Raw genomic sequence first — 2,008 nt, forward strand, 5'->3', positions numbered from 1 at the left:
GGGCGAGGTCACCCGCGTCGCCCGCGAAGTCGGCACCGAGGGCAAGCTGGGCGGCCAGGCGCAGGTTCCCGGCGTCGCCGGCACCTGGAAGGACCTCACCGACACCGTGAACTTCATGGCCGCCAACCTGACCGAGCAGGTGCGCGGCATCGTGAAGGTCGTGACCGCCGTGGCGAATGGCGACCTCAAGCAGAACCTCACGGTGAAGTCCAAAGGCGAGGTCGCCGCGCTAGCCGAGACCATCAACAATATGACGGAGACGCTCGCGACCTTCGCCGATCAAGTCACCAGCGTCGCGCGCGAGGTCGGCGTCGAGGGCCGCCTCGGCGGGCAGGCCAATGTGCCCGGCGCCGCCGGCACCTGGAAGGACCTGACCGGCAACGTCAACCTGCTCGCGGCCAACCTGACCTCGCAGGTGCGCGCCATCGCCGAGGTGGCCACCGCCGTGACGAAGGGCGATCTCACCCGCACCATTCAGGTCGATGCGCGCGGCGAGGTTGCCGAGCTCAAAGACAACATCAACACCATGATCACCAATCTGAGGCTGACGACCGACCTCAACACCGAACAGGACTGGCTGAAGACCAATCTCGCCAAGTTCACCAACATGCTGCAGGGCCAGCGCGACCTGACGACCGTCGGCCGTCTGCTGCTGACCGAGCTCACGCCGCTGGTCAACGCGCATCGCGGCGTGATCTATCAGGTCGAGAGCGAATATGCGCCGCAGCTGCGCCTGCTCGCCTCCTATGCCAATGACGGCATCTATCCGCACCGCCAGCTCGTCCAGTTCGGCGAGGGGCTGATCGGCCAGTGCGCGATCGACAAGCGCCAGCGACTGATCGCCGAGATCCCGGCCGACGTCATTCCGGTCGGCTCCGCCCTGCTCCGCGCCGTGCCGAAGAACCTCGTGGTGCTGCCTGTGCTATTCGAGAACCAGGTCAAGGCCGTGATCGAGCTGGCGTCGCTCAGCCCGTTCACGACCTCGCAGATGACCTTCCTCGAGCAATTGACGGATTCCATCGGCATCGTGCTCAACTCGATCGAGGCGACGATGCAGACCGAAGGCCTGTTGAAGCAGTCCCAGCAGCTCGCCGCCGAGTTGCAGGCGCAGCAGCGCGAGCTGCAGCAGACCAACGAGCAACTCGAGCAGAAGGCGCAGCAGCTGGCTGAGCGCAACGTCGAGGTCGAGCGCAAGAACCAGGAGATCGAGCAGGCCCGCCGCGCGCTCGAGGAGAAGGCGACCGAGCTCGCGCTGACCTCCAAGTACAAGTCCGAATTCCTCGCCAACATGTCGCACGAGCTGCGCACGCCGTTGAACAGCATCCTGATCCTCGGGCAGCAGCTGACGGAGAACCCGGACGGGAACCTGACGATGAAGCAGGTGGAGTTCGCCCGCACCATTCACGGCGCCGGGACCGACCTGCTCAACCTCATCAGCGACATTCTCGATCTCTCCAAGATCGAGTCCGGCACGGTCACGGTCGATGCGGAGGAGATCCTCACCGCCAACCTGCTGGAGACGGTCGGCCGTCCGTTCCGGCATGAGGCCGAGAACCGTCTGCTCTCCTTCAACATCGATGTCGACCCCAACCTTGCCCGTAGCATCGTCACGGATTCCAAGCGGTTGCAGCAGGTGCTGAAAAACCTGCTGTCGAACGCCTTCAAGTTCACCTCTGACGGCGGAGTGCGCTTGAAGGTGTCGGCAGCTCTCGGCGGCTGGAGCGCCGACCACCCCGTGCTGAACAGCACTCCGGCCGTGATCGCATTTGAAGTCACGGACACCGGGATCGGCATTCCTCAGGACAAGCAGAAGCTGATCTTCGAGGCCTTCCAGCAGGCCGACGCCGGCACCAGCCGCAAATATGGCGGCACGGGCCTTGGCCTCGCGATCAGTCGCGAGCTCGCCAATCTGCTGGGCGGCGAGATCCATCTGCGGAGCGCGCCGGGCAAGGGCAGCACTTTCACGCTGTATCTGCCGCTGAAATATTCCGGGCCGGCCGCGACGCCG

The 2,008-nt window shown here is 64.9% G+C and carries 1 protein-coding gene; it reads left to right on the top strand.

Annotated features, from left to right (window positions below; translation table 11 throughout):
* The coding region (locus BRAO375_RS23620; RefSeq protein WP_035641858.1) for a HAMP domain-containing histidine kinase at positions 1-2,008 on the top strand (2,008 nt) is incomplete at both ends.

The organism is Bradyrhizobium sp. ORS 375, assembly GCF_000239775.1.
In the GTDB taxonomy this organism is placed as follows: Bacteria; Pseudomonadota; Alphaproteobacteria; order Rhizobiales; family Xanthobacteraceae; genus Bradyrhizobium.